The organism is Bordetella saccharivorans, from assembly GCF_045862855.1.
Taxonomy (GTDB): Bacteria; Pseudomonadota; Gammaproteobacteria; order Burkholderiales; family Burkholderiaceae_B; genus Bordetella_A; species Bordetella_A petrii_F.
Genome location: NZ_BAAFZO010000001.1, coordinates 4,863,357 through 4,888,884 on the forward strand (window position 1 = coordinate 4,863,357; position 25,528 = coordinate 4,888,884).

A 25,528-nucleotide genomic window follows, 5' to 3' on the forward strand; every position below is an offset into this window, starting at 1 on the left:
GATGAAACTTGCAATCCCCGTGATCCTGCTGCTGGCCCTGGGGGGCTGCGCATCGATGGACCCCGCCTCCGAGCCGGTGGCCCAGCTCGACGCGGCCCGGCTCGGGCTGCACGGCCAGTCGGTCACCTGGCCCGACACCCAATGGTGGCGCCGCTACGGCGATCCGCAACTGGACGCGCTGATGGAGGAAGCGCTGGCCAGCAATCCCTCCATGACGGCGGCCCAGGCGCGGCTGGCGCAGGCCAACGCGGCGGTGCGCGGCGCGCGCGCGCCCCTGTTCCCCCGCGTCGACGCCAATTACGACCTCACCCGCCAGCACCTGCCCGAAAAATACATCTACCAGCCGCCCATGGCCGGCGGCGTCAGCTCCGACAACCGGCTGGCGCTCGATTTCAGTTACGAGCTGGACTTCTGGGGCAAGAACCGGGCGCGCCTGCGGGCAGCCGTATCGCAACAGGCCGCCGCCGAAGCCGAAACCCAGGCTGCCCGCAACGTGCTGGCCCGCGGGGTAGCGCGCAGCTATCTCAACCTGCAGAACGCCTTTGCCCAGCATCAGGTGCTGCAGCGGATCCTCGAACAGCGCGCCGATGTCCTGAAGCTCACACGTGGCCGCCAGAACGCCGGCCTGGATACGCAGGTCGAAGTCAAGCAGGCCGAATCGTCGCTGGCGGCAGCCAAGGTGGAACTGACCCAGACCGAGACGACCATCGCACAACTGCGCAACCAGGTCGCGGCCCTCGCCGGCGCGGGTCCCGAGCGCGGCCAGCAATTACAGCCGGTCGCCTTGACGGCGCCGGCCGGCGTGCTGCCCGACTCGGTGCCGCTCGACCTGCTCGGTCACCGTGCCGACGTCACGGCGGCGCGGTGGCGCGCCGAAGCCGCCCGGCACGAGATCGAGGCCGCCCGCGCGGCGTTCTACCCCAACGTGAACCTGGTGGCCTTCGCCGGCTTCCAGGCCATCGGCACGGGCAACCTGCTGGAGGCCGGCAGCCGCACGCTGGGCATCGGCCCGGCGATCACGCTGCCGATCTTCCATGGCGGCGAACTCAACGCCAACCTGGCCGGCCGGCAGGCTGACGCCGACCTGGCCGTTTCCGACTACAACCAGAGCGTCCTGGACGCCGTGCGCCAGACGGCCGACGCGCTCGATGCGCTGCGCCTGCTCGACCGTGAACAGGTCCAGCAGCACGAGGCGCGCGCGGCGATCGACGCCGCCTATGAGCTGGCAGTGCAGCGCTATCGCGCCGGCATGGGCAACTACCTGACCGTGCTGGTCGCGCAGACCGGCGTGCTGACCCAGGCGCGGCTGGACACAGACCTGCGCTTCCGCGCCTACCAGCTCGACGCCGACCTGGCCTATGCGCTGGGCGGCGGCTATGCGCCGCCCGCCCCGGCCCCCTCTTCTTCACACTGACCGACCCGGACCCCGAAGTCATGACCGCAACTCCCGTAGCCAATCCCGCACGCAAACGCATGCTGCTGATCGCCGCCGGCGTCTTCATCGCGCTGGCGGTCTTGTATGCCATCTGGTGGGCGCTGTTCGGTTCCCGCGTGGAAAGCACCGACGATGCTTACGTACACGGCAACCTGGTGCAGATCACCCCGCAGGTGCCCGGCACCGTCATCGCCATCGAGGCCGGCGACACCGAACACGTCGAGGCCGGCCAGCCGCTGGTCCGGCTCGACCCGGCCGACGCCGAGGTGGTGCTGCAGCAAGCCGAGGCGCAACTGGCCCAGACGGTGCGCCAGGTGCGCACGCTGTACGCCCAGAACGACTCCCTGGCGGCCGACGTCGAAGTGCGCCAGGCCGACATCGAGCGGGCCCAGGCCGACCTGAACCGCGCGCAAACCGATTTGCAGCGCCGCCAGGCCCTGTCCAAATCGGGCGGCGTCAGCGGCGAAGAACTCACCCACGCCCGCACCGCCCTGAAATCGGCCCAATCCGGCCTGGCACAAGCCAAGGCGGCGCTGGCCGCCGCCCAGGCGCGCCTGGTGACCAACCAGGCGCTCACCGAAGGCACCACGGTGGCCGACCACCCCGACGTGCGGCAGGCGGCCGCCCGCCTGCGCGACGCCTGGCTGGCGCACTCGCGCACCGTGCTGCCGGCGCCGGTCGACGGCCTGATCGCCCGCCGCAGCGTGCAGGTGGGGCAGCGCGTGGCGCCGGGCGCCACGCTGATGAACGTCGTGCCGCTCGACCAGGTCTGGGTCGAGGCCAACTTCAAGGAAGGCCAGCTGCGGCGCATGCATCCTGGCCAGGCCGCCACGCTGACGGCCGACATGTACGGCAGCTCGGTCACCTACCACGGCACGGTGGTGGGGCTGGACGCCGGCACCGGCAGCGCCTTCGCGCTCCTGCCGGCGCAGAACGCCACCGGCAACTGGATCAAGGTCGTGCAGCGCGTGCCGGTGCGCATCGAGCTCGACCCCGAGGAACTGAAAGCGCACCCGCTGCGCGTCGGCCTGTCGATGGAAGTCGAGGTCGATGTCAGCCAGGACGGCGACCAGCTCGCGCCGCTGCCGCAGCGCCATGAGCCGGCCTGGTCCACCAAGGCCTTCAGCGACACCCAGGCCGAGGCCGATGCGCTGATCGCCAAGATCATCCGGGCCAACCTGGCATCATGAGTACCGCCGCCCGATCCCAGGCCGGCGGCGCCCCGCCGCCGCTCGAGGGCGCGACCCGCATCATCGGCTCGGTCGCGCTGTCGACCGCGGTGTTCATGAATGTGCTGGACACCTCGATCGCCAACGTCTCCATCCCCACCATTTCGGGCGACCTGGGCGTCAGCACCAGCCAGGGGACCTGGGTCATCACCTCGTTCGCGGTCGCCAATGCCATCACCGTGCCGCTGACCGGCTGGCTGACGCAGCGTTTCGGCCAGGTGCGGCTGTTCCTGGCCTCCACGCTGCTATTCGTGCTGGCCTCCTGGCTGTGCGGGTTCTCGCCGTCGCTGGAGGCCCTGATCGCATTCCGCGTGCTGCAGGGCGCCGTGGCCGGGCCGATGATCCCGCTGTCGCAGGCCCTGATGCTGGCCAGCTTTCCCAAATCCAAGGCGGGCATGGCCCTGGCGGTGTGGTCCATGACCACCCTGGTCGCGCCCGTGGCCGGGCCGCTGCTGGGCGGGTGGATCTCGGACAACTACACCTGGCCGTGGATCTTCTACATCAACGTGCCGGTGGGCCTGCTGGCCGCCTGGATCAGCTGGCGCGTCTACCGCGACCGCGAATCGGCCACCCACAAGCTGCCCATCGACAAGCTCGGCCTGGTGCTGCTGGTGGTCTGGGTGGGCGCCCTGCAGATCATGCTCGACAAAGGCAAGGAGCTGGACTGGTTCGCCAGCCCCGTCATCCTGGCGCTGGCCATCGTGGCGTTCGTGGCGTTCGTGTTCTTCCTGATCTGGGAGCTGACCGACGCCCATCCAGTGGTGGACCTGCGTTTGTTCAAGCAGCGCAACTTCACGGTCGGCGCGCTGACGCTGGCGGTGGCCTATGGCGTATTCTTCGGCAACGTCGTGCTGCTGCCGCTATGGCTGCAGAGCAACATGGGCTACACCGCCACCTATGCGGGCCTGGTGACCGCCCCGGTAGGCCTGCTGGCGATCCTGCTCACGCCCATCGTCGGCAAGATGCTGGCCACGCGCGACCCGCGCCAACTGGTCACCGTGGCGTTCCTGATCTTCGCGGTGGTGTGCTTCATGCGGGCGGACTTCAATCCGCAGGTCGACATGCGCACGCTGATGATCCCCACCATTGTGCAGGGGGCGGCCATGGCGGCCTTCTTCGTGCCGCTGACCTCGATCACCTTGTCCGGCCTCGAGCCGTGGCGCATCCCCGCCGCATCGGGCCTGTCGAACTTCCTGCGCCTGACCGCCGGCGCATTCGGCACGTCGATCGCCACCACCGTATGGGAGAACCGGGCGTCGCAACACCACGCCCGCCTGACCGAGATCGCGGCGCCGGGCCACCAGCCGTTCGACCAGGCCATCGCCACGCTGCAGAACAGCCTGGGCATTTCGCACCAGGAAGCTATCACGCGGCTGGATGGCATGATCAACACCCAGGCCTTCACCATGTCGGCGCTGGATGTGTTCTATGCGTCCGGGGTGATCTTCATCCTGCTTACCGGCCTGGTCTGGTTCGCCCATGGCCGCGACAAGGCCGCGAGCGGCGGTGGCGGCGCCGCCGAAGCGGCGGCCGGCGCGCATTGACCCGTCGCCAGGCGCCGCCAACAGTCGGCCCGGACGTAGATTGCGATGTCGCAGGCGTGGCTGCGATGGTGCAGGTGCCAGACACCCTCGGGGTGTCTGGCACCTTCTTAGGGCAAGCAGACAGTCAGCCCCGCGCCACGACTTCGGCGATGGCCTTGCCGACGTCCACCGTCGAGGCATTGCCCTTCATGTCGCGCGTGCGCGGCCCCTCGGCCAGCACTTTTTCGATGGCGCTCACCACGACTTGCGACGCTTCGGGGTAGCCGAGGAAGTCCAGCATCAGCGCACCGCTCCAGATCTGGCCGATCGGGTTGGCAATGCCCTTGCCATAGATATCGGGCGCCGAACCGTGCACCGGCTCGAACAGCGACGGGAACTTGCGCTCCGGGTTCAGGTTGGCCGACGGCGCGATGCCGATGGTGCCGGTGCACGCCGGCCCCAGGTCCGACAGGATGTCGCCGAACAGGTTGGACGCCACCACCACATCGAACCAGTCGGGGTGCTGGACGAAATGGGCGCACAGAATGTCGATGTGGTACTTGTCCCAGCGCACGTCGGGATAGCGGCTGGCCACATCTGCCACGCGCTCGTCCCACCACGGCATGGAAATCGAAATGCCGTTCGATTTGGTCGCCGCGGTCAGGTGCTTGCCGCGCTTCTGGGCCAGCTCGAAGGCGAATTTCAACACACGGTCGGCGCCCACCCGCGTGAACACGCTTTCCTGGATGACGACCTCGCGCTCCGTGCCGGCAAACAGCCGGCCGCCGCTGTTGGAATACTCGCCCTCGGTGTTCTCGCGAACGATGAAGAAATCGATGTCGCCCGGCTTGCGATCCGCCAGCGGCGACGGCACGCCCGGCATCAGGCGCACCGGACGCAGGTTGATGTACTGGTCGAAATCGCGGCGGAAGCGGAACAGCGAACCCCACAGCGCCTCATGGTCGGGCACCGTGGCGGGCCAGCCGATGGCGCCGAAGAAAATCGCCTCGTGGCTGCCGATCTGCGTGGCCCAGTCGTCCGGCATCATCTTGCCGTGCTTGGCGTAGTAGTCGCAACTCCAGTCGAAATGGTCCCATTGAAAGTCGATGCCGAAGCGCGTCGCCGCGGCGTCCAGCACGCGCAGCCCCTCGGGCACCACTTCCTTGCCGATGCCGTCGCCGGGAATCACGGCAATCTTGTGCTTGTTTCCTGCCACCAGTATTCTCCAAATGAGTCTGAACCGATTCAGCGCGGCCGCGCGCCGGGAGGGTGATTCCCGGCGCGCGGCCTCGGCGTCAGTTTATCTCTGTATACCGGTCGGCGCCGAGCGCCCCCTGGACGCCCGCCCTACACGATGCGCGAATACTGCGCCTGCGTGGTCCGTTCGCGCAGGTGCCGGTCGAAGACCATGGCCACGGCCCGCACGAAGTACCAGCCCATGTCGCTGACCCGCAGGCCGTCCGGCGTAAGGTGGACCAGGTCCATGGCTGCAAGGTCGGCCAGCCCTTGCAGCTCGGTGGAGAAATACTGCTCGAAGACGATGCCATGGGCCCGTTCGGTCGCGCGGAAATCCAGCCCGCCTTGGCACATGATGGCCATGATGACCTCGCGGCGCAGCAGGTCGTCGGCGTCGAGCTCCAGCCCGCGTTCGACCGCGAACCGGCCGTTCTCGATGTGCGCGTAATAGTCGTCGAGGTTTTTGGCGTTCTGGCTGTAGGTGGCGCCGACCCGTCCGATGGCTGACACGCCCAGCGCGATCAGGTCGCAATCCGGCTGGGTGCTGTAGCCCTGGAAGTTGCGATGCAGGCGCCTCGCGCGCCGGGCCTGCGCCAGCGTGTCGTCATGCAGCGCGAAGTGGTCCATGCCGATGTAGTCGTAGCCCGCATCCAGGAACCGGCCGATGGCCAGGCCAAGCAGGCCGACGCGGGTTTCGCCGTCGGGCAGTTCCGCCGGCAGGATGCGCCGCTGCGGCTTGAAGCGCTGCGGCAGATGGGCATAGCCGTACAGCGCGATGCGGTCCGGCCGCAGGCCGCATACCTGTTCGAGCGTGCGGGCGAACGAAGCCAGCGTCTGCAATGGCAGCCCGTAGATCAGGTCCATGTTGATCGAGGCGAAACCCGATTCGCGCGCGCTGAGCACCAGGTCGCGCACGCTGTCGTAGGACTGCACGCGATGCACGGCGCGCTGGACGGCGGGGTCGAAATCCTGCACGCCGAGGCTCAAGCGGTTGAACCCCAGCCCGGCCAGGTGCGCCAGCCGCTGCGCCGTGGCCGTGCGCGGATCGACCTCGATCGAGATTTCGGCATCCGGCAGCAACTGGAAATGGCGGCGCAGCACCGCCATCAGGCGCTCGAGCCCGGCGTCGGACAGGAACGTGGGCGTGCCGCCGCCGAAGTGCAATTGCGACACCGGCTCGGCATGGCCGATCAGGCGCGCATGCAGGGCCATTTCGCGCTCGAGGGCGTCCAGGTAGCGGGCGGCGCGCTCCTTGTGGCGCGTGATGACCTTGTTGCAGGCGCAGTAGTAGCACAGCGATTCGCAAAACGGGATGTGCACGTACAGCGAAAGCGGCCGCGCCCCGGTGGTGGCGACCTCCTGGGCGCGCCGGGCCAGGGCCTGCCGGTATTGCGCCTGGCCAAAGCCTTCGTGGTAGCGGTCGGCGGTGGGGTACGAGGTATAGCGCGGCCCGTTCTTGTCCAGCCGGGCGAGGATATCGCGCGATAAAGGCAGTTTTCGGGAGTTCGGCCCCGGAGCGTGGCGCGCCGTGGAAGATGGCGGGGCGGGCGGTTCGGACGGCGGCTGGGAGGAACGGGACGGAAGACCCGGACAGGCGCCGGCGGAAAGAGGGGATTGCATGCCTCCCATTATCGGAAACCGCCCTCGCCAAGAGCTTGATTTAGCGCAAATATTTGGCAATTGAACGCTGCGCTTGCGTCGCATCAAGCACCGGCGGATTGCCCGGCCGGCACGCTTCCAGACCACATCATGTAGTAGTAGGCTACCAGTACCCACACTACATGAAGTATATCGACATGATTCCCCAGCAAATCCTCAAGCGCGACGGCCGGGTCGTCGATTTCGACGCATCCAAGATCGTCCAGGCCATCGCCGCGGCAGGCAACGCCACCGGCGAAATCGATGCAACGCGCGCCGGCATGCTGGGGGCCCGGGTGATCGACCGCCTGGCGGACCAGCCCAGCCCCGGCATCGAAACCATCCAGAACCTGGTCGAGGACACCCTGGTCGATGCCGGCCACTGGCGCACCGCGCGCGCCTACATCGTCTATCGCGAAAGCCACGCCCGCCTGCGCTCGCTGCGGCATACGCTGGTCGACGTCGAAAGCGCCATGGAAGAATACCTCGACCAACGCGACTGGCGCGTCAATGCCAATGCCAACCAGGGCTATAGCCTGGGCGGGCTGATCCTCAACGTGGCGGGCAAGGTCACGGCCAACTACTGGCTTTCGCACGTCTACAGCCCGCAGGCCGGCCAGGCGCATCGCGACGGCGACATCCACATCCACGACCTGGACATGCTCAGCGGCTACTGCGCCGGCTGGTCGCTGCGCCAATTGCTCACCGAAGGGTTCAACGGCATCCCCGGCAAGGTGGAGGCCACGCCGCCGCGCCACATGTCGGCCGCCATCGGCCAGATCGTCAATTTCCTCGGCACCCTGCAGAACGAATGGGCCGGCGCCCAGGCGTTCAGCTCATTCGATACCTACATGGCGCCGTTCGTGCGCCGCGACCAGATGCGCTACGCCGAGGTCAGGCAAGCCATGCAGGAACTCATCTACAACCTCAACGTGCCAAGCCGCTGGGGCACCCAGACGCCCTTCACCAACCTCACCTTCGACCTCACCTGCCCCGCCGACCTGCGTGAGCAGGTCCCCTACATCGGCGGCGAGGAAATGCCCTTCAGCTACGGCGACCTGCAAGCCGAGATGGACATGATCAACCGCGCCTACATGGAAGTCATGATGGCCGGCGACGCCAAGGGCCGCGTCTTCACCTTCCCCATCCCCACCTACAACATCACGCCCGACTTCGACTGGAACCACCCCAATACCGAGCTGCTGTTCGAAATGACGGCCAAGTACGGCCCGCCCTACTTCCAGAACTTCCTGAACTCGGACCTGGAACCGCACATGGTGCGCTCCATGTGCTGCCGCCTGCAGCTGGACCTGCGCGAACTGCTCAAGCGCGGCAACGGCTTGTTCGGCTCCGCCGAGCAAACCGGGTCGGTGGGCGTGGTCACGGTCAACTGCGCGCGGCTGGGCTACCTGCATGCCGGCGACGAAGCGGCGCTGCTCGAACGGCTCGACACCCTGCTCGAGCTGGGACGCGACGTACTCGAAATCAAGCGCAAGGTCGTCCAGCGCTACATCGACCAGGGCCTGTATCCATATACCCGGCGCTACCTGGGCACCCTGCGCAACCATTTCAGCACGCTGGGCGTGAATGGCATCAACGAAATGGTGCGCAATTTCAGCGGCGACGCCTACGACCTCGCCTCGCCCGAGGGCCACGCCATGGCGGTCCGCCTGCTGGACCACGTGCGCGCCCGCATGACCGAATTCCAGGAGTCCACCGGCCATCTGTACAACCTCGAGGCCACGCCGGCCGAAGGCACCACCTACCGCTTCGCGCGCGAAGACCGCAAGCGGTGGCCCGACATCCTGCAAGCCGGCACCGACGCGCAGCCGTACTACACCAACTCCAGCCAGCTTCCGGTGGGCTACACCGACGATCCCTTCGAGGCGCTGGCCATGCAGGAAGCGCTGCAGGGCAAGTACACCGGCGGCACGGTCCTGCACCTCTACATGAACGAAGCGGTGTCGTCCGCCGCGGCCTGCCGCCAACTCGTGCGGCGCGCCCTGGAGAACTTCCGGCTGCCCTACATCACCGTCACCCCGACGTTCTCGATCTGCCCGACCCACGGTTATCTGTCCGGCCGGCACGAGTTCTGCCCGAAATGCGATGCCGAATTGCTCGCCAGGCAAGCGGCATGCTGCAGCTAGGCGCCGTCCGGCGCCTGTGCGGGCCGGCCGGCCCGCACACCCTCTCATCCAAGGAGCCACCATGCAAGTCCTATCTCCCGAAACCCCCGCCCGCACCGCGGTCCAGCTCGACGACAGCCAGCGCGTGCGCTGCGAAATCTGGACCCGCGTCATGGGGTATCACCGCCCGGTCGCCTCGTTCAACACCGGCAAGCAAGGCGAATTCAATGAGCGCCGCTTCTTCAGTGAACGGCACGCCGCCTGAGCCCCTCGGCGCGCGCGCGGGGCGGCCTTCGATACCGCTCGCCGTGGCGGGCGTCCCGCATGGCGCCCCCCGCATCGGCGGCCTGGTGCCCTACTCCAGCGTGGACTGGCCGGACATGCTGGCCGCCGTCGTCTTCATCGCGGGATGTCCCTGGCGCTGCAGCTATTGCCACAATCCGCACCTGCAGTCCCGCGCCGGGCGCTACGCCTGGAACGATGTGCTCGGATTCCTGCGCGGGCGCCAGGGCCTGCTCGATGCGGTCGTGTTCTCCGGCGGCGAGCCGCTGGCCGAGCCGCGCTTGCCGGACATGGTGCGCGCCGTCCAGGCCATGGGGTTCCGCGTCGCCCTGCACACGGCCGGCATCTATCCGGCGCGCCTGCGCGCTCTCCTGCCACGGCTGGACTGGGTCGGACTCGATATCAAGACCGATGCCGCTGGCTACGACGCCCTGGTCGGACGCTCCAACAGCCATGCCACGACGCAGGCCTGCCTGGACGCGCTGCTGGCGGGCGCGGTCGAATTCGAATGCCGCACCACCTGGAGCCCGGAATGGCTTGGCGAACCGGAACTGCTGGCATTGGCGCGTGCGCTCGCCGCCCGCGGCGTGCGCCAGTATGCCGTGCAGAATCATCGCGCCACGCCGGACGCCCCGCCCACGGCGCGATTGAGCGCCGCCGCGCTGGGCGAGCTCGAGGCGCTGTTTCCGTGCTTCTCCTATCGCTAGGGCATCGTAAATAAGTCCTAGGTTTCCATTGATCTCGCGCAATACAGGGCCGCACAGCATGCCCTACCGTTGCGCCATTGCCCAGAATAGGGATTTCTTTTCCATGTGGTTCAAGACTCTGACGCTCGCCGGCCGCGAGCTGCTGCCTATCGTCCAGGGCGGCATGGGCGTGGGCATCTCGGCTCACCGCCTGGCCGGCGCTGTCGCGCGGGAGAACGCCGTCGGCACCATTGCCAGCGTCGACCTGCGTCATCATCACCCGGACCTGCTCGAACAAACCATCAAGTGCCGCGACCGCACCGCCATCGACCAGGCCAACTGCGTGGCGCTCGATCGTGAAATCCGTGCCGCGCGCCAACTGTCCGGCGGCCGCGGCCTGATCGCCGTCAACGTCATGAAGGCGGTGCGCGATCATGCGGCCCTGGTCCAGCAAGCCTGCGAAAGCGGCGCGGACGCCATCGTCATGGGCGCAGGCCTGCCCCTGGACCTTCCCGAAATGACGGCAGGCCACGACAAGGTCGCGCTCATCCCCATCCTGTCGGAAGCCCGCGGCGTCGGCATCGTGCTCAAGAAGTGGCTGAAAAAAGGTCGCCTAGCCCCGGCAGTCGTCATCGAGCATCCCGGCCATGCCGGCGGGCATCTGGGCGCCACCAAACTATCCGAACTGCGCGAAGAACGCTTCAGCTTCGGCCGGGTATTGGCCGAATGCCGGGCCATATTCGACGAGCTCGGCCTGAACCGCGACGCGCCCAAGCTTATCGTGGCGGGTGGCGTCGGCAGCCATGAAAAAGTACGGCATTGGCTGTCCAACGGCGCGGACGCGGTGCAAGTGGGCACGGCCTTCGCCGTCACCGAAGAAGGCGACGCGCACCGGAACTTCAAGCAAGTGCTGATCGATGCCGATCCCTCCCAATTGAAGGAATTCATCAGCGTGGCAGGCCTGCCCGCGCGCGCCGTCGCGACCCCATGGCTGACACGTTACCTGCGCCAGGAAAAACGCCTGCAGGAGCATGCCAAGGCCGATCCGCGCCGCTGCACCCAGCGCATGGACTGCCTGACCCAATGCGGCTTGCGCGACGGCATCGCCAAGTTCGGACAGTTCTGCATCGACCTGAAACTGGCTGCCGCGGTCCGGGGGGAAATCGACCGGGGCCTGTTCTTTCGCGGCGCTTCCAAACTGCCTTTCGGCAATGCCATACGTCCGGTGCGCGAGCTCATCGATTACCTGCTGCATGGCAGCATGCCGGCGCATCCCTCCGCGGTTGCCGATGCATCACTGGCCGCTCCTTGAGGCCCGGCGCCCCGCCACGGGGCGCCGTGTCATTCACGCCGTGCAGCGGCGCCCTGCCGCAGGTTTTGCGCGGCATCCAGCACGGCCTGCCACACGGCGGCATTTTCTTCTTCCGTGCAGTCCCGGTGATACCGTTTGACCGCGCCGTGCTCGTTGAGCAACAGGTGGCGGTCCGGGCGAACACCAGCTTGCGCCAGGCATGCCTTCACGCATGCGAGCACGCAACCATCGAGCGCCAGGATGGGCCGCCCGCTGCGCGCCCGTTTCACCAAGGACGGCACGCCGCCGCCCACGCCGCTGATGCAGGACATTTCGGCCATGCCCGAGCGGTCCAGCGTGACGGCGAGCCGATTGGCCAACTGCGCCACGCTGGAGCAGCCGGAACACGCGTACACGAGGGGCAGCGACGCTTTCGACATGGAAGCCGCGATCAGCGATCAAGCCGGGCCGCTGGCACGGCGCAACCACGCAGGGCGGTCGGCGGCGTCCAGCCAGTTCTTCACGATAAGGCCGAGCTCGGTGTCGCCGGCGATCCGCAGGCGCCTTTGAAAGAACAATGTGTCGGCATCGGAAGTGCCCCGCATGAGAGCGAGGAAGTCGCCGAACACCGCGCCCAGCTCCAGATCGGCGTCGGTTGTCCATAGCGGCCGGAAACGGCCATGCCGGCACGTAAAGCAGCTGCGCAACCCGAGGTCGTCGACGCTGATGGCAAAGCGCTTGCCTTCGATTTCGGACGGCGGGACCAGCCACTTGAACAGGCGGGCCACTTCCAGGCCCAGCACGAAATGCGCCGAGACCAGCGGCGGCGGCAGCAGGCGGTCGAGCGCGGGCAGGAGGGAGGAATGGCGTTTCATCGTGAGGTGCCTATCAAATCGATACCGGCCTGCCCATGCCAGTAGCCGTTGCAGCGACCGATGCCGGCGGGCGGCGAAACCGGCCGGGGCTGCCGGCCATGGCGGATGTCGTCCAACGCGGCGATGGCGTCCAGGGTGCCCTGCGAATGAGGGCTGACGCGCAGGACGTCGACCTGCATGTCGGCCAGCTCGGCGCCATGATCGAGCAAGTCCAGGCAGGCCGCGGATTGGGTCTGGATGCCGTTGATCGCGAGAAAATCCTGGGATTCCCGCGTGCGCACGCACAGGCCGTCCGGGTAATCGATGCAGCGGAACTCGCAGGCATCCTTCTTGAGCCGGAAATGCCGCGCCGTGAAGCAACGCGCCGAGAAGGCCAGGGGCAGGCGGCCCCAGACCATCACCTCGGCCTGCATCCCGGCCGGCCGATCCTGCAGCAGGCGCCGCAGGGATTGCCGGTCCATTTCGATCGGGGCGACAAAGCGCATCGCCCCTTGCGCCGCCAGCCAGGCCAGCGTGTCGCCGTGGTAGACATTGACATGCGGGCCAGCCACGAAATGGCGTCCTTTCAGATGGCGCAAGGCGCCGATCTCGCCGGCCTCGACCAGGAAATCATCGTTTTCGCACCAGCGCCGCAGCGCGTGCGCATCGGCACTGGTTTCGATCAGCGTCTGGCTCGACAGGACTACCGTCTTGCCGGCATCGCGCAGCGCCCGCGCCAGCTCGAGCCAGTCGGCGGCGCGCAGTTCGTGGCGCCGGCTGCAGACCGTTTCGCCCAGGTAGACGACGTCCACCGGGGTGTCGATGAGCCCGGCGTAGAAATCCAGCACGGTTTGCCTGGGCCAGTAATACAACAACGGGCCCAGCGAAATTTGGTACGGCATGGTGGTCATTTCCAGGGACGATCGAAAGCGCCTTGCGTGACCTGGGACCCTTCGGCGTGGCGGGCCAGCGCGGCCAGCCAGTCCGGCTTGACGGAGTAGCGGGCGGCGTCGGCGTGCACGGCATCCAGGGCAGCCCGCAATGTACTTACCACCTGGGCCACATAGGCCGGGCTGCGCTGGCGGCCTTCGACCTTGAGCGCTGCCACGCCCATGGCGTGCAGCGCTGGCAACAGCCCCAGGGCGTTCAGGCTGGCGGGTTCCTCGAGGGCGTAATCGGCCGTGCCTTCGACCTCGAAACGCCCCTTGCAAAGCGTGGGGTACGCTGCCGGCTCACCGGGCGCGTAGCGGTCGATGAGAATGCCGTTGAGGCGGGCATCCATGCGGCCGCCGGTGTCGACCCAGCGAACGGCGTGCGCCGGCGAACAGACTCCCTTGTTGTTGGGAGAATCGCCCGTCGCGTAGGACGACAGCAGGCAACGGCCCTCAGCCATGACGCACAGGCTGCCGAAGCCGAACACTTCGATCTCGACAGTGGTCTGGGCGCAGATCTTGCCGATCTCGGCCATGGTGAGCACGCGTGGCAGGATGACCCGGCTGATGCCGAATTGCTCGCGCATGAATTCGATGGCGTCGACGTGGGTCGCGGAGCCCTGCACCGACAGGTGCAGGCGCAGTTCGGGATAGCGGTCGCGCGCGTACGCCAGCAGGCCCGGGTCGGCCATGATGACCGCATCGGCCTGCAGCGCATGCGCGGCGTCGACCGCAGCGCGCCATTCCTGGCTGCGCCCGGCCTGCGGGAAGGTATTGATGGCGAACAGCACCTGGCGGCCCATGACGTGCGCCTGGTCGACACCGGCGCGGATATCGCTTTCGGTGAAATTGAGCCCGGCGAAGTTGCGCGCGTTGGTGGCATTCTTCAGCCCCAGGTAGACCGCGTCGGCACCGGCGTTCAGCGCAGCCTTCAGGGCCGCCAGGCTGCCGGCGGGCGCCACCAGGCCGATGGGGGTCGTTCGGATTTCCATGCCCGGCAGTGTAGGAGGTGGTCCTACTTTTTTGCCTTGTCGCAGATCAAGCCGGCTCGGCCGCCCGTCCCCAGGGACCAGCACTGGCCCGCCGGGATCCATTCACAGCACTGTCACCCTTGTGACCCAGACTGTGCGCACTGCAAACGTCCGCGTCCATTGAACATGGCCAATCGAATTTCCCGCCGTCGCTTCCTGCGCAATGCCGCGGGCTCCCTGACCGCCGCCTCGACCCTGGGGCTCGCCGCTTGCAGCAGCGGCGATGACGACGATAACCAGCCCGGCGTCGCCTTCAACCACGGGGTAGCCAGCGGCGATCCCATGGCCGACCGCGTGATGCTCTGGACGCGCGCCACGCCGAGCCGCGACGGCACGCTGACGCTGGCATGGGAAGTGGCCGAAGACGAAGCCTTCAGCCGCATCGCCGCCAGCGGCGAAACCACCACTGACAGCATGCGCGACTACACGGTCAAGGTCGATGCGCAGGGTTTGCAGCCGGCAACGACCTATTGGTATCGCTTCGCGCACGGCGATACCCTGTCGCCCACCGGGCGCACCCGCACGCTGCCGACGGGCTCCGTGGCGCAAGTCCGGCTGGGCGTGTTCTCGTGCTCCAATTTCCCGGCCGGCTACTTCCACGTCTATGCGGAGGCCGCCAGGCGCGGCGACCTGGATGTCGCCGTGCATTTGGGCGACTACATCTATGAGTATGGACGAGAGGGTTACGCCTCGGGGCAGGCGGCCGACATGCAACGCCAGGTATTGCCCGAGCGGGAAATCCTCTCCCTGTCCGACTACCGCCAGCGCTACGCGCAATACCGCGGCGATCCCGATTTGCAGGCCCTGCACGCGGCCATGCCCATGATTGCAGTGTGGGACGACCATGAAGTCACGGACAATACCTGGAGGGATGGCGCGGCCAATCATCAGCCCGATACTGAGGGCGACTTCGAGTTGCGCAAGGCGGCTGCCATCCGCGCCTACCATGAATGGCTGCCCACGCGCGAGCAGCAGCCGCTGAACCAGGTGTTCCGCCGCTTCGACTTTGGCGATCTGCTGTCGCTGCATATGCTCGATACCCGCATACTGGCGCGTGACCGGCAACTGGCGCTGGAGGCTTATTTGCCCGAACTGCTGGGCAATCCCGATGCGCAGGCCGGCCTCGACCAGTTCATCACCAAATTCAGCGCCGACGTGGGCGCGGCGGATCGCCAGTTGCTGGGCGCCCGGCAGGGGCAATGGCTGCGCGCGGGCCTGGCCGAATCCCGCGCCACCTGGCAGGTACTGGGCCAGCAGGTATTGATGACGCCAGTGCAGTTGCCGTTGCCGGTATTGCTGGGAATGCTCTCGGCGGCAGGCAGGCTTGGCGACGTGGCGGTGCCCGCCCATCTGCTGGCCAGCCCGGCCCAATACGTCAACCTGCTGCAACGCCAGGCGGCCGGCGATCCGACCCTGACCGAGGCCGAGCGGGCCTTGCTGGCCCTGCCCTGCCTGCCCTACAACCTGGATTCCTGGGACGGCTACTGGGCGGCCCGCGAGAGCGTCCTGGCCGCGGCGCGCGACCTGGACCGCAACCTGGTGGTGCTGGCCGGCGATACGCACAACGCGTGGGCCGGCGAGCTGCGCGACATGGCAGGCACGCCGGTGGGGGTCGAGTTCGCGACCGCGTCTGTCTCGTCGCCGGGCTTCGAGGAATACCTGGCCGGCGCGGGTACGCCGGCCGAGCTGGCGGCGCTCGTGACGGGGCTGACCAACCTGGACAATCTGCCGCCCATCGGCCGGAACTGGGCAGGCAGCCTGAAGTATGCCGAAACCAGCCTGCGCGGATATTTGGTGCTTACCGTCACACACGAGGCGGTGCGCGCCGACTGGCACTATGTCGACACAGTCAAGCAGCCGCAATATACCGCCACGCCCGGGCATGGCCTGCGCAGCCTGCCCGGCCGGGGCAACCGCAAGCTGCTGCCGGCCTGATCGGGCGGGCAAGCCGGCTCAGTAGCCGCGGTCGCGCTCCACCACGCCGGTGAGCGGTTCGCCGCGCATGAAGCGGCCGATCTTGTCGGCAACCTGCGCGATGGTCTGGCGCCGCAGGCTCAGCGCGGCCACATGCGGCGTCACGGTCACGCGCGGATGGCTCCAGAAGGGATGTCCCTGGGGCAGCGGCTCCTGGCGGAACACGTCCAGCGTCGCGCCGCTGATATGCCCCGAGTCGAGCAACGCCAGCAGGTCCTCCTCGACCAGATGGTCGCCGCGCCCCATGTTGACCAGGTGGGCTCCGGGCAAGAGTTGCCGCAGCGTATCGCGGCGCATGATATCGCGGGTTTCGGGCGTGAGCGGCAGCGTATTGACCAGCACTCGGGTGCGCGCCAGGAACGCCGGCAATTGATCCGCGCCGGCAAAGCCTTCGACGCCGGCCGGCACTTTGCCGCTGCGGGACCAGCCCGCCACCGGGTAATCGAGCGCGGCCAGGACCTGGGCGACGCGCGTGCCCATCACGCCGGTTCCCAGCACGCCAATGGGCCACTGGGCGCGATCGAGCTCCGGCAGGGGCTGCCACTGGCCGGCCCGCTGCTGCGCGACATAGGCATCGAACTGGCGGCTGGCCCGCACCACCGCCCAGACGGCGTACTCGGCCATCTGCACCGCCATGCCCGCATCCTCGAGCCGCACAACCGGCAAGCCGGGCGGCAGCGAAGGCAGCCGGAACAACGCGTCGACGCCGGCGCCCAGATTGAACACCGCGCGCAGCTTGCGTTCGCGCTGGAACAGCGCATCGGGCGGCGTCCAGACCACCGCCACGTCGGCATCCTGCACGGGCAGGTCCGGCCGCCACAACACGACTTCGGCGCCCGGCAGTGCCGCCGCCAACGGTTCGATCCATTCGTGCTGGGAAATTTCATGGCTGGAAGCAAAGACGATTTTCATGCGCGCAGATCCCCCGGCGGTCGTGAACCAATGAAAGCAGGCGTGCGCCGCCGCGCACGCCTGGACCCGTTGATGATATAACAGCCTGACAGGCGCCCGGCGCATCGCCCCGCCGCTTTCTCAGGTCGAACCCATGAGCTCACTGACCCAGACCCAGCAACGCGACGTCCAATACCAACTGCATCCCTACACCAACGCCGTCACGCACCAGCGCACCGGCCCCATCGTCATCGACCGGGGCGAAGGCGTGTATGTCTACGACGACCAGGGGCAACGCTACCTGGAAGCCATGGCGGGCCTGTGGAGCGTGGCCGTGGGCTTCGGCGAGCAGCGGCTGGTCGACGCGGCCGCGCGCCAGTTGCAAAAGCTGCCTTATTACCACACGTTCACGCACAAATCGCATGCACCGGCCATCGAGCTCGCCGAACGCCTCATCGGCTATACCGGCGGCCGCATGGCCAAGGCGTTCTTCACCAACTCGGGGTCCGAGGCCAATGACACCGTGATCAAGCTGGTGTGGTACTACAACAATGCACTGGACCGCCCCGACAAGAAAAAGATCATCGCGCGCCTGCGCGGCTACCATGGCGTGACGGTCGCATCCGCCAGCCTGACCGGCCTGCCGGGCAACCACAAGGGCTTCGACCTGCCGCTGCCACGCATCCTGCATACGGCGTGTCCCCACCATTACCGCCACGGCCAGCCCGGCGAATCGGAAGAAGACTACGCCACCCGCCTGGCCGGCGAGCTGGAGGCGCTGATCCTGCAGGAAGGGCCGGACACGGTGGCGGCTTTCATCGGCGAGCCGGTCATGGGCGCGGGCGGCGTCATCGTGCCGCCGCGCACCTATTGGCAGAAGATCCAGGCGGTGTGCCGCAAATACGACGTGCTGGTGATCGCCGATGAAGTCATCACCGGTTTCGGCCGTCTGGGCCAGCGGTTCGGCAGCGACGTCTTCGGCATCGAGCCGGACATGATGGTGCTGTCCAAGCAGATCACGTCCTCATACCAGCCCCTGGGCGCGGTATTGCTCAATGCCAAGGTGGCCGACGTCGTGTCGGCCCACAGCGGCAAGCTCGGCACGTTCGGTCACGGCTACACCGCCAGCGGCCATCCGGTGGCCACCGCGGTGGCCCTGGAAAACCTGGCCATCATCGACGAACGCGGCCTGATCGAGCACGCCGCCGAAATGGGCCAGCTGATGCAACAGGAATTGCGCGCGCTGGCCGGCCATCCGCTGGTGGGGGAAATCCGCGGCGTGGGCCTGATCGCGGGCGTGGAGTTGGTAGCGGACAAGAACACCCGGCAGCCATTCGACCCGCTGGGCAAGGCCGGCGCCCATGCTTACGAACGCGCCCATGCGCACGGGCTGATCGTGCGCGGCATCCAGGACACCGTGGCTTTCTGCCCGCCCCTGGTGATCGAGGCCGACCAGGTGCGCGACATGGTGCGGCGTTTTGCCGCCACGCTGGACGACGTCAGCGCGTTCGTCGCGGCCTGAGGAGTTGCCCGGCGGCCCGTCCGGCGCCGCCGGCCCGCCTTCCCTAGCGCCGCCGCGACCCCAGCAAGGATCCCAGCACGCCGCGCACCAGTTGGCGCGCGAACGTGCGGGCCGTGCTCTTGACCACCGACTGCACCACGCCGTCGCGCCTGCCGCCGCGCGGGCCGGTGGAGCCGAACAGCACGTCGTTCAGGCCATCCATCAGGCCGCCGGATCCGGCCGGCTGGGTGGGCGTCTGCCCGGCCTGGCCCGGCGCCGAAGCGCCCGCCTCGGCCGGCGCTTCGGCGCTGGCGCGAGCGGTCAGTACTTCGTAGGCCGACTCGCGGTCCACCGACTGGGCGTATTTGCCCGCCATGGCAGGGTCCTGCAGGGCCTGACGCTCGGCGGCTGTGGCCGGGCCGATGCGGCTGCCCGGCGGCAGGATCCAGGCCCGCTCGGTCGGCGCGGGCCGCCCCTTCGCGTCGAGCAGCGACACGAGCGCCTCGCCCACTCCCAGCTCGGTGATGGCGGCCTCGATGTCCAGCCCGGGGTTTGGCCGCATGGTCTGGGCCGCAGTCTTGACGGCCTTCTGGTCGCGCGGCGTGAACGCGCGCAGTGCATGCTGGACCCGGTTGCCGAGCTGGCCCAGGACCGAATCCGGAATGTCGAGCGGATTCTGCGTCACGAAATACACCCCCACGCCCTTGGAGCGCACCAGCCGCACCACCTGCTCGATCTTGTCCAGCAAAGCCTTGGGCGCATCGTCGAACAGCAGGTGCGCCTCGTCGAAAAAGAACACCAGCTTGGGTTTGTCGGGATCGCCGACTTCGGGCAGCTTCTCGTAGAGATCGGCCAGCAGCCACAGCAGGAAGACTCCGTACAGGCGCGGCGACTGCATGAGCTTGTCGGCGGCCAGGATACTGACGATACCGCGTCCCTGGGCATCGGTGCGCATCAGGTCGGCCACGTCCAGCATGGGCTCGCCGAAGAACTGCTGCGCGCCCTGGGACTCCAGCGTCAGCAGGCTGCGCTGGATCGCGCCGACCGAGGCCGAAGACACGTTGCCATAGCGCGTCTTCAGCTCGGCGGCCCGGTCGGCCACATTCTGGAGCATGGCGCGCAGGTCCTTCAGATCCAGCAGCAGTTGCCCTTCGTCGTCGGCGACGCGGAACACCAGCGTCAGCACGCCCTCCTGGGTGTCGTTGAGCTCGAGCATGCGCGACAGCAGCAAGGGCCCCATGTCCGATACCGTGGCTCGCACCGGCAGGCCCTGCTCGCCGAATACGTCCCACAGCACGACCGGGCTGGCGCCCCAGGCGGGCTCGGGCAGCCCCAGCGTGGTCAACCGCTCCTGCAGCTTGGGCGAGGCGGCGCCCGCCTGGGAGATCCCGGTCAGGTCGCCCTTGACGTCGGCCATGAACACGGGCGTCCCGATGCGGGAGAACGCCTCCGCCAGCACTTGTAATGTAACGGTCTTGCCGGTGCCCGTGGCGCCGGTGATACAGCCGTGGCGGTTGGCCAGCGCGGGCAGCAGCGCCAGGCTGGCCTTGGCGTTCTTGGCTATGACGAGGGGGTCGGGCATGGCAGCTCTCCAGGCAGCGCAAAAAAGGTGCCCCAAGTGTAGAGCGAGCGACGCCGATTGTGCGCGCGGCCGCAACCAGGGGGGCCAAGCACGGTAAAATGCCATTTTTGCCGACATCATCTTCTGGGAAACCATGGCCGGACACAGCAAATGGGCCAATATCCAGCACCGCAAGGGGCGTCAGGACGCCAAGCGGGGCAAGCTCTGGACCAAGATCATCCGTGAGATCACCGTCGCGGCACGCGCCGGCGGCCCGGATCCCGACAGCAATCCGCGCCTGCGCATGGCCTGGGACAAGGCCACCGACGCCAACATGCCCAAGGACAACATCCAGCGCGCCATCCAGCGCGGCGCGGGCGGCGCCGACGGCGACAACTACGAGGAAGTCCGCTACGAAGGCTACGGCATCGGCGGCGCGGCGGTCATCGTCGACTGCATGACCGACAACCGCACCCGCACCGTGGCCGAGGTGCGCCATGCCTTTGCCAAGAACGGCGGCAACCTGGGCCAGGAAGGGTCGGTCGCCTTCATGTTCAAGCATTGCGGCCAGTTCGTGTTCGCCCCGGGCACCTCCGAGGACGCGGTCATGGAAGCCGCCCTGGAGGCCGGCGCCGAGGACGTCGCCACCGATGACGAAGGCGTCATCGAAGTCATCAGCGCGCCGAGCGATTATGCTGCGGTGCGCAACGCATTCGAGGCGGCCGGCCTGAAAGCCGAGGTCGAAGGCATCGTCATGAAGCCGCTGAACGAAACCGAACTCACCGGCGACGACGCCGCCAAGATGCAAAAGCTGCTCGACGCCCTGGAAGCCCTGGACGACGTACAGGAAGTCTATACCACGGTCGTATTCGACGAAGCGCAATGACCCGTCACCGGCGCGGCGGAAGGCGCCGCGCCGAACCTGTACGCCATGCGTGCTGCGGCATCGTCATGGCCATTTTAGAAAGCAACCCGACATGAAACTCCTGGTTATCGGTTCCGGCGGCCGCGAACACGCCCTCGCCTGGCGACTGGCCCGCTCTCCCCGCGTGCACAAAGTGTTCGTCGCGCCCGGCAATGGCGGCACCGAGCACGGCGACCTGCTGCAGAACGTACCGCTCACCAGCCCCGAGGACCTGGCCGATTTCGTGCAGCGCGAGGGCGTATCGCTGACGGTGGTCGGCCCCGAAGCGCCGCTGGCGGCCGGCGTGGTCGACCTGTTCCGCGCCCGCGGCCTGAAAATCTTCGGCCCCACCAAGGCGGCCGCCCAACTGGAAAGCTCCAAGGACTACGCCAAGGCCTTCATGGTGCGCCATGGGATCCCGACCGCGCGCTATGAAACCTTCACCGACCCGGCCCAGGCGCACGCCTACATCGACCAGCAAGGCGCGCCCATCGTCATCAAGGCCGACGGCCTGGCCGCCGGCAAGGGCGTGGTCGTGGCGGCCGACCTGGCGCAGGCGCACGCGGCCGTGGATGCCATGCTGGGCGACGGCAGCCTCGGGCAGGCCGGGGCCCGCGTGGTCATCGAGGAATGCCTGGTCGGCGAAGAAGCCAGCTTCATCGTCATGTGCGACGGCCGCAACGTGCTCGCCCTGGCCACCAGCCAGGACCACAAGCGCCTGCAGGACGGCGACGCAGGCCCGAACACCGGCGGCATGGGCGCCTATTCGCCGGCGCCGATCGTCACGCCGGAGCTGCACCACCGCATCATGCGCGAGATCATCCTGCCCACCGTGCAGGGCATGGCGCGCGACGGCATCCCATACACCGGCTTCCTGTACGCGGGCCTGATGATCGCGCCGGGCGACGACCCCGACCGCCCCATCAAGACACTGGAATTCAACTGCCGCATGGGCGACCCGGAAACCCAGCCCATCATGATGCGGGTCAAGAGCGACCTGCTCGACGCCCTGGAACACGCCGTCGACGGCACACTGGACCAGGCCGATATCGTCTGGGACCGCCGCACCGCCCTGGGCGTGGTGCTGGCGGCCCACAATTACCCAGGCACGCCGCGCACCGGCGACGTCATCAGCCCGCTGCCGGCCGAAACGGAAGACTGCGCCATTTTCCATGCGGGCACCCGCCTCGAGGACGGCCAGCTCAAGACCGCCGGCGGACGCGTGCTGTGCGTCACCGCCCTGGGCGACTCGGTGCGCATGGCGCGCGAGCGCGCCTACGAGGCCGTCGACGGCGTCCACTTCGACGGCCGCCAGTATCGCGGCGACATCGGCTGGCGCGCGCTCAAGCCCTCGCAGCAGAAGGCCAAGCCGCAGGCCTGACCATGCAGGCAGCATCGATGAACGCGATCCCCGTTTCCGACGTCCGCGCCTACCTGGCCGGCCTGCAAGCGCGCATCGTCCAGGCCCTGGAACAGGCCGGCGGGGAAAGCTTCCGCACCGATACCTGGCAGCGGCCGGAAGGCGGTGGCGGAGTGTCGCGCCTGATTGAAGGCGGCCAGTTCCTGGAACGTGCCGGCGTGCTGTTCAGCCACGTGCAGGGCACGCGGCTGCCTCCTTCGGCCAGCGCCCACCGCCCGGAACTGGCCGGGCGGTCATGGCAGGCCATGGGCGTGTCCATGGTGCTGCACCCGCGCAACCCATACGTGCCCACTACGCACATGAACGTGCGCATGTTCGTGGCCGCCGCCCGGCCGGACCACGACGAAAGCGACGTCTTCTGGTTCGGCGGCGGGCTCGACCTCACCCCGTACTACGCCTTCGAGGACGATGCCCGGCATTTTCACCGGGCCTGCCGCGCCGCGCTCGAGCCGCACGGCGCGGAGTACTACCCTCAATACAAGCGCTGGTGCGACGACTACTTCTACCTGAAGCACCGCAACGAAATGCGCGGGGTTGGCGGCATCTTCTTCGACGATCTCAACGAACCCGGGTTCGACGCCTCGTTCGCGCTGATGCGCTCGGTCGGCGACGCCTTCCTGCCGGCCTATCTGCCTATCGTCGAGCGTCGCCGCGACATGCCGTACGGGCAGGCGCAACGCGACTTCCAGGCCTACCGCCGCGGCCGCTACGTGGAATTCAACCTGGTGTTCGACCGCGGCACCCTGTTCGGGCTGCAGTCCGGCGGCCGCACCGAATCCATCCTGCTGTCGATGCCACCCATGGCGCAATGGCGCTACGACTGGCATCCGGCCCCTGGCACGCCAGAAGCCGCGCTGGCCGATTTCCTGCAGCCACGGGACTGGGCATGAAGCGCATCGGCCTGCTGGGCGGCAGCTTCGACCCCATCCACCTGGCCCATATGGCGCTGGCGCGTACCGCGCTGCGCGAACTGCGACTGGCTCAGGTGCAGTTCATTCCGGCGGCCAACCCGTGGCAGCGGGCCCCGTTGCGGGCCGCGCCCGAGCACCGGCTGCGCATGATCGAGCTGGCCATCGACGGCGAAGCCGGCCTGGCCGTCAATCCCATCGAGCTCGAGCGCGGCGGCGCCACCTATACCATCGACACGCTGCGCGCCCTGCCCGCGGACGTCCAGTATGTGTGGCTGCTGGGCGCGGATCAGCTCGCCAATTTCTGCACCTGGAATCAGTGGCAGGAGATCGCCGCCCTGGTCGACCTGGCCGTGGCGACCCGGCCCGGCTCTCCGCTGGCGCCGCCCGGCGAGCTGGCGCAGTGGCTGGCCGCGCACGGGCGTGGCCTGCAGGCGCTGCCGTTCGCGCCAATGGACGTGTCGGCGTCCGACATCCGCGCCCGTCTGGCGCGCGGCGAATCCACCTCCGGCCAGTTGCCGCCCCAGGTCGCTCGCTACATCGCCGACCACGGCCTGTACCAGTGAATCGGCCGGCCGGCTGTCCTGGCCGGGTTATATTTGAGAACATGGATATACAAAAACTGCAACGCGCCGTCATAGACGCCCTGGAAGACGTCAAGGCGCAGGACATCCGGGTCTTCAACACCACGCACCTGACCAGCCTGTTCGACCGGGTGGTGATCGCCAGCGCCACCTCGAACCGCCAGACCCGCGCGCTGGCTTCCAGCGTCGCCGACCGCGGGCGCGCGCTCAAGCTGGCCGGCATCACCGTCGAAGGCGAGGATACTGGCGAATGGGTCGTGGTGGACCTGGGCGATATCGTGGTGCACATCATGCAGCCCGCCATCCGCCAGTATTACAACCTGGAGGAAATCTGGGGCGACAAGCCGGTGCGCGTCAAACTGCTGCCCGGCTCGACTCGTCCCGGCGCGGCGGACAGCGGATTCGACGACGAGGACTGAGCCGGCGTGAAGCTGATCGTCATCGCCGTGGGCAACCGCATGCCGGCGTGGGTCGAGACGGCCTGGAACGACTATGCCAAGCGGCTGCCCGCTGACTGCGCCCTGGAACTGCGGGAAGTCAAACCCGAGCCCCGCACCTCCGGCAAGACGCCGGCACAGATGATGGCGGCGGAAGCGCGCCGCATCGAAGCGGCGGTTCCCGCCGGCGCCTTGCGGCTGGCGCTGGATGAGCGCGGCCGCGACCTCACCACCATGGCCTTGTCGCAACGGCTCGAGCAATGGCGCGCCAGCGGCCGCGATGCCGTATTCCTGGTGGGCGGGCCCGACGGCCTGGACCAATCGCTGAAAAACGCCTGCGATGGCCAGATCCGGCTGTCATCGCTGACCCTGCCGCACCCGATGGTACGCGTCGTGCTGGCCGAACAGCTCTATCGCGCCTGGGCCATCCTGGCCAACCACCCCTATCATCGCGCCTGAGGCTGCCCATGGCCCCTGTCACGGATCCCGCGCCGCTGCTCTATCTGGCCTCGGCCAGCCCGCGCCGGCACGAGCTGCTGACCCAGATCGGCCTGCCCCACATCGTCCTGGACGTGCCGGCCCCGCCCGGCGAGGATGAGCCCCAGCATCCGGGCGAGGCAGCCGCCGACTATGTCCGGCGCACCGCGCGCGAAAAAGCCGAACGGGCCGGCCTGTGGCTGGCGCACCGGCAATTGCCCATCCTGCCGCTGCTGGCCGCCGACACGAGCGTGATCCTGCAGGGCCAAGTCCTGGGCAAGCCGGCCGACCGGGCCGATGCCATCGCCATGCTGCGGCGCCTTTCCGGCGCCACGCACCAGGTGCATACGGCAGTCGTGCTGGGATACGGCGGGACGCTGCGCGAGGCAGTGTCGATCTCCGAAGTGCGCATGCGGGAGTTGTCCGCCAGCGATATCGAGCGCTATTGCGATAGCGGCGAGCCATACGGCAAGGCCGGCGCCTATGGGATCCAGGGTCTGGCCGGCGCTTTCGTGGCCCATCTGTCCGGCAGCTACACCGGAGTCATGGGCCTGCCCCTGTTTGAAACCGCCAATCTATTGCGTCTGGCGGGCGTCCATATACCCTGA

The 25,528-nt window shown here is 67.9% G+C and carries 24 protein-coding genes; 16 read left to right on the forward strand and 8 right to left on the reverse strand.

What is annotated here, in order from left to right; genetic code table 11:
- Window position 1: 1 nt before the first annotated feature.
- From ACKTT0_RS23320 to ACKTT0_RS23330, 3 genes are read left to right on the forward strand one after another with little or no spacing between them, the layout of a single operon-like run.
- On the forward strand, window positions 2–1,414 hold the full coding sequence (locus ACKTT0_RS23320; RefSeq protein WP_407852108.1) for an efflux transporter outer membrane subunit: 1,413 nt from the start codon (window positions 2–4) through the stop codon (window positions 1,412–1,414).
- Window positions 1,415–1,434: 20 nt separating this feature from the next.
- Complete coding sequence (locus ACKTT0_RS23325; RefSeq protein WP_407852109.1) at window positions 1,435–2,625, forward strand: HlyD family secretion protein; 1,191 nt, start codon at window positions 1,435–1,437, stop codon at window positions 2,623–2,625.
- On the forward strand, window positions 2,622–4,208 hold the full coding sequence (locus tag ACKTT0_RS23330) for a DHA2 family efflux MFS transporter permease subunit (RefSeq protein WP_407852110.1): 1,587 nt from the start codon (window positions 2,622–2,624) through the stop codon (window positions 4,206–4,208). Before ACKTT0_RS23325 ends, ACKTT0_RS23330 begins: the two co-directional genes overlap by 4 nt.
- A gap of 124 nt (window positions 4,209–4,332) precedes the next feature.
- On the opposite strand, the gene ACKTT0_RS23335 is transcribed toward ACKTT0_RS23330, so the two are convergent.
- Both ACKTT0_RS23335 and hemN read right to left on the reverse strand, forming a co-directional pair.
- Entirely contained in the window at window positions 4,333–5,403 is a 1,071-nt protein-coding gene (locus ACKTT0_RS23335; RefSeq protein ID WP_407852111.1) for a tartrate dehydrogenase, read from the reverse strand.
- Window positions 5,404–5,534: 131 nt separating this feature from the next.
- The gene (gene hemN / locus ACKTT0_RS23340) at window positions 5,535–7,043 is read right to left on the reverse strand and encodes an oxygen-independent coproporphyrinogen III oxidase (RefSeq protein WP_407852112.1); all 1,509 of its coding nucleotides are present in this window, start codon (window positions 7,041–7,043) and stop codon (window positions 5,535–5,537) included.
- 176 nt (window positions 7,044–7,219) lie between these two features.
- Between hemN and ACKTT0_RS23345 the strand changes: the two genes are divergently transcribed.
- From ACKTT0_RS23345 to ACKTT0_RS23360, 4 genes are all read left to right on the forward strand, one after another.
- On the forward strand, window positions 7,220–9,208 hold the full coding sequence (locus ACKTT0_RS23345; protein WP_407852113.1) for a ribonucleoside triphosphate reductase: 1,989 nt from the start codon (window positions 7,220–7,222) through the stop codon (window positions 9,206–9,208).
- A gap of 61 nt (window positions 9,209–9,269) precedes the next feature.
- Window positions 9,270–9,452 (forward strand): anaerobic ribonucleoside-triphosphate reductase, encoded by a 183-nt coding sequence (gene nrdD / locus ACKTT0_RS23350; protein ID WP_407852114.1) that lies wholly within the window; start codon window positions 9,270–9,272, stop codon window positions 9,450–9,452.
- Window positions 9,415–10,176 carry an anaerobic ribonucleoside-triphosphate reductase activating protein gene (locus ACKTT0_RS23355; protein WP_407852115.1) on the forward strand — a complete coding sequence of 254 codons (762 nt, stop codon included), beginning with the start codon at window positions 9,415–9,417 and terminating at the stop codon, window positions 10,174–10,176. Before nrdD ends, ACKTT0_RS23355 begins: the two co-directional genes overlap by 38 nt.
- Window positions 10,177–10,279: 103 nt before the next feature.
- Window positions 10,280–11,467 carry an NAD(P)H-dependent flavin oxidoreductase gene (locus ACKTT0_RS23360; protein ID WP_407852116.1) on the forward strand — a complete coding sequence of 396 codons (1,188 nt, stop codon included), beginning with the start codon at window positions 10,280–10,282 and terminating at the stop codon, window positions 11,465–11,467.
- A gap of 29 nt (window positions 11,468–11,496) precedes the next feature.
- Here ACKTT0_RS23360 and ACKTT0_RS23365 read toward each other — a convergent pair whose 3' ends face one another.
- The 4 genes from ACKTT0_RS23365 to ubiU are packed head-to-tail and all read right to left on the reverse strand — an operon-like array spanning window position 11,497 to window position 14,224.
- Window positions 11,497–11,886: a putative zinc-binding protein gene (locus tag ACKTT0_RS23365; RefSeq protein ID WP_407852117.1), complete on the reverse strand. Its 390-nt coding sequence runs from the start codon at window positions 11,884–11,886 to the stop codon at window positions 11,497–11,499.
- Window positions 11,887–11,904: 18 nt separating this feature from the next.
- Window positions 11,905–12,321, reverse strand: coding sequence for a ubiquinone anaerobic biosynthesis accessory factor UbiT (gene ubiT / locus ACKTT0_RS23370; RefSeq protein WP_407852118.1), 417 nt, complete (start codon window positions 12,319–12,321; stop codon window positions 11,905–11,907).
- Window positions 12,318–13,202 carry a U32 family peptidase gene (locus tag ACKTT0_RS23375; RefSeq protein WP_407852119.1) on the reverse strand — a complete coding sequence of 295 codons (885 nt, stop codon included), beginning with the start codon at window positions 13,200–13,202 and terminating at the stop codon, window positions 12,318–12,320. Before ACKTT0_RS23375 ends, ubiT begins: the two co-directional genes overlap by 4 nt.
- Before the next feature lie 5 nt (window positions 13,203–13,207).
- Window positions 13,208–14,224, reverse strand: a complete 1,017-nt coding sequence (ubiU, locus tag ACKTT0_RS23380; protein ID WP_407852120.1) for a ubiquinone anaerobic biosynthesis protein UbiU — start codon at window positions 14,222–14,224, stop codon at window positions 13,208–13,210.
- Window positions 14,225–14,389: 165 nt separating this feature from the next.
- On the opposite strand from ubiU, the gene ACKTT0_RS23385 reads away from it, so the two are divergent.
- Window positions 14,390–16,198: an alkaline phosphatase D family protein gene (locus ACKTT0_RS23385; protein ID WP_407852121.1), complete on the forward strand. Its 1,809-nt coding sequence runs from the start codon at window positions 14,390–14,392 to the stop codon at window positions 16,196–16,198.
- Between the two features lie 18 nt (window positions 16,199–16,216).
- Here ACKTT0_RS23385 and ACKTT0_RS23390 read toward each other — a convergent pair whose 3' ends face one another.
- Window positions 16,217–17,149, reverse strand: coding sequence for a 2-hydroxyacid dehydrogenase (locus ACKTT0_RS23390; RefSeq protein WP_407852122.1), 933 nt, complete (start codon window positions 17,147–17,149; stop codon window positions 16,217–16,219).
- A 133-nt stretch (window positions 17,150–17,282) separates the two neighbouring features.
- Here ACKTT0_RS23390 and ACKTT0_RS23395 point away from each other — a divergent pair, with 133 nt between their 5' ends.
- A complete protein-coding gene (locus tag ACKTT0_RS23395) occupies window positions 17,283–18,650 on the forward strand; it encodes an aspartate aminotransferase family protein (RefSeq protein ID WP_407852123.1) in 1,368 nt (455 codons plus the stop codon).
- Window positions 18,651–18,693: 43 nt separating this feature from the next.
- Here ACKTT0_RS23395 and ACKTT0_RS23400 read toward each other — a convergent pair whose 3' ends face one another.
- The gene (locus ACKTT0_RS23400) at window positions 18,694–20,211 is read right to left on the reverse strand and encodes a helicase HerA-like domain-containing protein (protein WP_407852124.1); all 1,518 of its coding nucleotides are present in this window, start codon (window positions 20,209–20,211) and stop codon (window positions 18,694–18,696) included.
- A gap of 133 nt (window positions 20,212–20,344) precedes the next feature.
- On the opposite strand from ACKTT0_RS23400, the gene ACKTT0_RS23405 reads away from it, so the two are divergent.
- The 7 genes from ACKTT0_RS23405 (at window position 20,345) to ACKTT0_RS23435 (ending at window position 25,528) form a co-directional block, all read left to right on the forward strand.
- Window positions 20,345–21,076, forward strand: a complete 732-nt coding sequence (locus tag ACKTT0_RS23405) for a YebC/PmpR family DNA-binding transcriptional regulator (RefSeq protein WP_407852125.1) — start codon at window positions 20,345–20,347, stop codon at window positions 21,074–21,076.
- Between the two features lie 91 nt (window positions 21,077–21,167).
- The gene (purD, locus tag ACKTT0_RS23410) at window positions 21,168–22,475 is read left to right on the forward strand and encodes a phosphoribosylamine--glycine ligase (RefSeq protein ID WP_407852126.1); all 1,308 of its coding nucleotides are present in this window, start codon (window positions 21,168–21,170) and stop codon (window positions 22,473–22,475) included.
- 17 nt (window positions 22,476–22,492) lie between these two features.
- On the forward strand, window positions 22,493–23,404 hold the full coding sequence (gene hemF, locus ACKTT0_RS23415) for an oxygen-dependent coproporphyrinogen oxidase (protein WP_407852127.1): 912 nt from the start codon (window positions 22,493–22,495) through the stop codon (window positions 23,402–23,404).
- Window positions 23,401–23,988, forward strand: a complete 588-nt coding sequence (gene nadD / locus ACKTT0_RS23420; RefSeq protein ID WP_407852128.1) for a nicotinate (nicotinamide) nucleotide adenylyltransferase — start codon at window positions 23,401–23,403, stop codon at window positions 23,986–23,988. The genes hemF and nadD overlap by 4 nt, the downstream gene beginning before the upstream one ends.
- Before the next feature lie 41 nt (window positions 23,989–24,029).
- On the forward strand, window positions 24,030–24,425 hold the full coding sequence (gene rsfS / locus ACKTT0_RS23425) for a ribosome silencing factor (RefSeq protein ID WP_407852129.1): 396 nt from the start codon (window positions 24,030–24,032) through the stop codon (window positions 24,423–24,425).
- 6 nt (window positions 24,426–24,431) lie between these two features.
- The gene (rlmH, locus tag ACKTT0_RS23430; RefSeq protein ID WP_407852130.1) at window positions 24,432–24,902 is read left to right on the forward strand and encodes a 23S rRNA (pseudouridine(1915)-N(3))-methyltransferase RlmH; all 471 of its coding nucleotides are present in this window, start codon (window positions 24,432–24,434) and stop codon (window positions 24,900–24,902) included.
- An 8-nt stretch (window positions 24,903–24,910) separates the two neighbouring features.
- On the forward strand, window positions 24,911–25,528 hold the full coding sequence (locus tag ACKTT0_RS23435; protein WP_407852131.1) for a Maf family protein: 618 nt from the start codon (window positions 24,911–24,913) through the stop codon (window positions 25,526–25,528).

Excerpts from the sequence above, each read along its gene's own strand:
- ACKTT0_RS23320 (WP_407852108.1), top strand. The coding sequence starts at position 2 with ATGAAACTTGCAATCCCCGTGATCCTGCTGCTGGCCCTGGGGGGCTGC.
- ACKTT0_RS23325 (WP_407852109.1), top strand. The coding sequence starts at position 1,435 with ATGACCGCAACTCCCGTAGCCAATCCCGCACGCAAACGCATGCTGCTG.
- ACKTT0_RS23330 (WP_407852110.1), top strand. The coding sequence starts at position 2,622 with ATGAGTACCGCCGCCCGATCCCAGGCCGGCGGCGCCCCGCCGCCGCTC.
- hemN (WP_407852112.1), bottom strand. The coding sequence starts at position 7,043 with ATGCAATCCCCTCTTTCCGCCGGCGCCTGTCCGGGTCTTCCGTCCCGT.
- ACKTT0_RS23345 (WP_407852113.1), top strand. The coding sequence starts at position 7,220 with ATGATTCCCCAGCAAATCCTCAAGCGCGACGGCCGGGTCGTCGATTTC.
- nrdD (WP_407852114.1), top strand. The coding sequence starts at position 9,270 with ATGCAAGTCCTATCTCCCGAAACCCCCGCCCGCACCGCGGTCCAGCTC.
- ACKTT0_RS23355 (WP_407852115.1), top strand. The coding sequence starts at position 9,415 with ATGAGCGCCGCTTCTTCAGTGAACGGCACGCCGCCTGAGCCCCTCGGC.
- ACKTT0_RS23360 (WP_407852116.1), top strand. The coding sequence starts at position 10,280 with ATGTGGTTCAAGACTCTGACGCTCGCCGGCCGCGAGCTGCTGCCTATC.
- ACKTT0_RS23365 (WP_407852117.1), bottom strand. The coding sequence starts at position 11,886 with ATGTCGAAAGCGTCGCTGCCCCTCGTGTACGCGTGTTCCGGCTGCTCC.
- ubiT (WP_407852118.1), bottom strand. The coding sequence starts at position 12,321 with ATGAAACGCCATTCCTCCCTCCTGCCCGCGCTCGACCGCCTGCTGCCG.
- ACKTT0_RS23375 (WP_407852119.1), bottom strand. The coding sequence starts at position 13,202 with ATGCCGTACCAAATTTCGCTGGGCCCGTTGTTGTATTACTGGCCCAGG.
- ubiU (WP_407852120.1), bottom strand. The coding sequence starts at position 14,224 with ATGGAAATCCGAACGACCCCCATCGGCCTGGTGGCGCCCGCCGGCAGC.
- ACKTT0_RS23385 (WP_407852121.1), top strand. The coding sequence starts at position 14,390 with ATGGCCAATCGAATTTCCCGCCGTCGCTTCCTGCGCAATGCCGCGGGC.
- ACKTT0_RS23390 (WP_407852122.1), bottom strand. The coding sequence starts at position 17,149 with ATGAAAATCGTCTTTGCTTCCAGCCATGAAATTTCCCAGCACGAATGG.
- ACKTT0_RS23395 (WP_407852123.1), top strand. The coding sequence starts at position 17,283 with ATGAGCTCACTGACCCAGACCCAGCAACGCGACGTCCAATACCAACTG.
- ACKTT0_RS23400 (WP_407852124.1), bottom strand. The coding sequence starts at position 20,211 with ATGCCCGACCCCCTCGTCATAGCCAAGAACGCCAAGGCCAGCCTGGCG.
- ACKTT0_RS23405 (WP_407852125.1), top strand. The coding sequence starts at position 20,345 with ATGGCCGGACACAGCAAATGGGCCAATATCCAGCACCGCAAGGGGCGT.
- purD (WP_407852126.1), top strand. The coding sequence starts at position 21,168 with ATGAAACTCCTGGTTATCGGTTCCGGCGGCCGCGAACACGCCCTCGCC.
- hemF (WP_407852127.1), top strand. The coding sequence starts at position 22,493 with ATGAACGCGATCCCCGTTTCCGACGTCCGCGCCTACCTGGCCGGCCTG.
- nadD (WP_407852128.1), top strand. The coding sequence starts at position 23,401 with ATGAAGCGCATCGGCCTGCTGGGCGGCAGCTTCGACCCCATCCACCTG.
- rsfS (WP_407852129.1), top strand. The coding sequence starts at position 24,030 with ATGGATATACAAAAACTGCAACGCGCCGTCATAGACGCCCTGGAAGAC.
- ACKTT0_RS23435 (WP_407852131.1), top strand. The coding sequence starts at position 24,911 with ATGGCCCCTGTCACGGATCCCGCGCCGCTGCTCTATCTGGCCTCGGCC.